The organism is Ilyobacter sp. (genome assembly GCF_041583315.1).
GTDB lineage: Bacteria > Fusobacteriota > Fusobacteriia > Fusobacteriales > Fusobacteriaceae > Ilyobacter.
Genome location: NZ_JBFHGC010000240.1, coordinates 1 through 4,181 on the forward strand (window position 1 = coordinate 1; position 4,181 = coordinate 4,181).

At 37.6% G+C, this 4,181-nt stretch carries 2 protein-coding genes; one reads left to right on the top strand and one right to left on the bottom strand.

The window, feature by feature from the left end; genetic code table 11:
• Positions 1-978: threonine ammonia-lyase (ilvA, locus tag ABZA26_RS09060; RefSeq protein WP_372714198.1), on the top strand; the 978-nt coding region annotated here is incomplete at its 5' end.
• A 202-nt stretch (positions 979-1,180) separates the two neighbouring features.
• On the opposite strand, the gene adhE is transcribed toward ilvA, so the two are convergent.
• Positions 1,181-3,826, bottom strand: a complete 2,646-nt coding sequence (gene adhE / locus ABZA26_RS09065; RefSeq protein WP_372714199.1) for a bifunctional acetaldehyde-CoA/alcohol dehydrogenase — start codon at positions 3,824-3,826, stop codon at positions 1,181-1,183.
• Between the last annotated feature and the right edge of the window lie 355 nt (positions 3,827-4,181).

Sequence of the window (4,181 nt, forward strand, 5' to 3'; positions counted from 1 at the left end):
TCTGCAGGAAATCATGCCCAAGGAGTGGCCCTAGGGGCCAAAGCTATGGGGATCAAGGCAACAATAGTTATGCCGAAAAATGCCCCGCTGGCAAAAATATCTGCAACCAGAGGTTATGGTGCTGAGGTTATACTTCACGGTCCTGTATATGATGATGCCTATGAAAAAGCTTGTGAAATACAGAAGGCAACCGGAGCTACCTTTATCCATCCCTTTGATGATGAATGTGTTATAGCAGGGCAAGGGACAGTAGCACTAGAAATTCTAGAGGATCTCAAGGATGTGGATGTTATTGTTGTTCCTGTAGGTGGAGGAGGTCTTCTGGCAGGGATAGCAGTAGCGGTAAAGTCCATAAATCCGGATATAAAAGTAATTGGTGTAGAGGCGTCTAATGCTGCATCTATGAAAGCAGCCATTCAAAAAGGTTATGTACATGGTATAAAGACAAACGCCACTATCGCTGACGGGATTGCAGTGAGGAAGGCCGGAGAACTGACTTACGGTCTTATAAAAGAATATGTAGATGAGATAGTTACTGTCACTGAATCAGAGATAGCCCAGGCAATATTGTTTTTAATAGAAAAGAATAGGGTCGTAACTGAGGGAGCAGGGGCCGCATCACTGGCTGCAATACTTTCTGGAAAATTGGAGATGACTGGTAAAAAGATAGTATCAATAATTTCAGGTGGAAATATAGATGTGAACTTTATGGAGAGGATACTAAACGAAGCTCTTATAAAAGAGGGAAGAAGATTTAGATTCAGAGTGGATATCCCTGATAGAGCAGGAGCTCTTCAGGATCTTCTGCAGGGGATAACCAACCAAAATGCCAATATAATTCAAATATATCAGTCTATGTTTAGGGAAAATCTAGAAATAGGAAAGTATGAGATGGATCTTGTGATCGAGTGTGCAGACATGGAGCACAGAGAGATAATAAAAAGAGAGCTTATAGATGCAGGGTATGATATATATTAATAATGTTTGAATTTATACATAATATATAAATAGAAAAAAGCCTCCATTCTTATAAGAATGGAGGCTTTTTGGTACAGATAAGACTTATCAGAACTTTGAGTGATTTTTATAAAGCTTATATGATTATTTCATACTCTGTACCATGTGAGGTGTTTTATCTGATAAATCTTTTGAAATAGATCCCGTTCCTTAAAAACCTAAATTACTGAGCTTTTTTTTCCGAAGCTTTTTCTTTAGTTTTTTCTTTAGATACTTTAAGATTGCTTATTTCGTTGAATTTTTCAACACCATAGTAAGCTCTTAGGTACATCTCTTTAAGCTCTTTCATAAGAGGATATCTAGGATTTGCACCTGTACACTGGTCATCAAAAGCATCTTCAACCATTTGATCTAGTTTTCCTAAGAACTCTTTCTCAGAGATTCCGTAGTCAGCGATAGTAGCTTTTATACCAATCTCTTCTTTGAGGTTTCTTATGGCAGCTCTGAGAAGCTTAGTTTTCTCTTCAGGAGTTTCATTTCCTTTTGTGAGACCTAAGTAGTCAGCAGCTTTTGCATATCTGCTCTTAGCATTTGGATATTTATATTGAGAGAAACCTGCCATTTTAAGAGGCTTATCAGTAGCGTTGAATCTGATTACTTCATCTAATAAAAGTGCATTTGCAGTTCCGTGAGGAAGGTGGAATGCAGCACCTAATTTATGAGCCATTGAGTGACACACACCGAGGAATGCATTTGAGAATGCCATACCAGCTGCACAAGATGCATTTGCCATTTTCTCTTTAGCTTTTTTAGCTTTTGCTCCGTCTCTTACTGATTCAGGAAGGTATTTTAATGTGAGTCTCATAGCTTCTAAAGCCAGAGGATTTGTAAAGTCAGATGCTAGGATAGAAGCGTACGCCTCTACAGCATGAGTCATTACGTCTATTCCTGATGCAGCTGTAAGACCTGCAGGCATAGAAAGCATTAATTGAGGATCAACAACAGCTACGTCAGGAGTAAGTTCATAATCTGCTAATGGATACTTGATTCCTGTCTTGTCATCTGTGATAACAGCAAATGGAGTAACTTCAGAACCAGTACCTGCAGATGTAGTTACAGCCCAGAATTCAGCCTTTCCACCCATTTTAGGGAATTGTACTATTCTTTTTCTGATATCCATGAATGTCATAGCAAGATCTTGGAAATCTACTTCAGGGTGCTCATACATTACCCACATTATTTTGGCAGCGTCCATAGGAGAACCTCCACCAAGGGCAATTATCACGTCAGGCTGATAACTTCTCATCATTTCTGCACCTTTTCTTACTGTAGACAGAGTAGGGTCAGCTTGTACGTCAGAGAATATTCTGAAGTCTACTCCGATATCCTCAAGAACTTTAGTGATATGATCTGTGTATCCAAGTGAAGCAAGTACTGAGTCTGTAACGATGACAGCTTTTTTCTTTCCTTGAAGCTCGTTTAAAGCTACAGGAAGAGAACCGTATTTAAAGTAAACTTTTTCAGGTACTCTAAACCAAAGCATATTTTCTCTCCTTTCAGCTACAGTTTTTATATTGATAAGATGCTTAACTCCTACGTTTTCAGAAACTGCATTTCCTCCCCAGCTTCCGCAACCAAGTGTAAGGGATGGAGCTAATTTAAAGTTGAATACGTCTCCGATAGCACCTTGAGCCGCAGGCATATTTATAAGAGTTCTTCCTGTTTTCATTGTTTTAGAGAACTTAGCTATTTTGTCAGATCCGTCCAACTCGTCAACATAAAGAACAGAAGTATGTCCCATTCCTCCTAATTCGATTAGTCTGTCAGCTTTCTGTAGAGATTCATCGAATGATTTTGTTTTGTATAAAGCCAATACTGGAGAAAGTTTTTCGTGAGAGAATGGCTCTTCTAATTCTACTGATTCCACTTCTCCTACAAGTACTTTTGCATCTTCAGGAACCTTGACTCCTGCCATTTTTGCGATTTTATATGCAGATTGTCCTACGATATCACCGTTTAGGTGACCGTCGATTACTATTGTTTTTCCTACTTTAGCAATCTCGTCTCCTTTTAGGATATATGCTCCTCTGTCTGATAATTCTTTTTTAACTTCTTCATAAATATTTTCTGTTGCGATTACAGCTTGCTCAGATGCACAGATTACTCCATTGTCAAAAGTCTTAGAAAGAAGTATTGAGTTTACAGCCATTTTGATATGAGCAGTATCATCGATGATTACAGGAGTGTTTCCTGCACCAACCCCTATAGCCGGTACTCCTGAAGAGTATGCAGCTTTTACCATTCCAGGTCCGCCTGTTGCAAGGATAAGGTCTGCAGATCTCATAAGTGTATTTGAAGCTTCTATCGACGGCTCTTCGATCCATCCTACGATGTTTTCAGGAGCTCCTGCTCTCACAGCGGCATCTCTTATTATTCTGGCAGCTTCGATTGTTGCTTTCTTTGCTCTCGGGTGAGGAGAAAAGATGATAGCGTTTCTTGTTTTTAGAGCTATAAGAGCTTTAAATATAGCTGTAGAAGTGGGATTTGTAGTAGGTACAATTCCTGCTATTACCCCGATAGGCTCAGCTATTTTAGTGATTCCGAAAGAAGCATCTTTTTCTATTATTCCGCATGTTTTGACATCTTTATACTGATTGTAAATATATTCTGATGCAAAGTGGTTTTTTATAACCTTGTCTTCCATTATTCCCATTCCAGTTTCTTCAAAAGCCATTCTTGCAAGTTTGATTCTTGCAGCATTGGCAGATAGTGAAGCCTCTCTGAAAACTTTGTCTACCTGTTCCTGAGTAAAAGTCGAGTATTCTTTTTGAGCTAATCTTACATTTTGGATAGTTTGTTCGATTGTCATAATATCCCCCTTTATAAAATATAATTTTATTTGTTTTTTAGTTTGTGAAAAAATTATTTCGCTGTTCCTGATTAGATAATACAATTAAGTGAAAAAAATGTCAAGTAAAAAGATTAAATTTTAATCTTTTTACTTTTGTATATTTTTTGCAGTTCGAAGTCAATAAAAACAGTACTTTTAAGAGTTTGATTTTTAAAAAAGATAAAAATAGAACATTTTATAATCCAATAAAGGTCAAAAAGTGATCTGAAAACCCCTGGTCAAAAGCCGTACAATTCTACTGAAAAAAATACAAAATATCTCTTTAAAATCAGATGGAAATGATATTTAAAAAACCCTCAGACGCGATATTCAA

What these genes read in the sequence shown, in the direction of transcription:
- adhE (WP_372714199.1), bottom strand. Translation starts at nt 3,826, where the DNA reads ATGACAATCGAACAAACTATCCAAAATGTAAGATTAGCTCAAAAAGAA.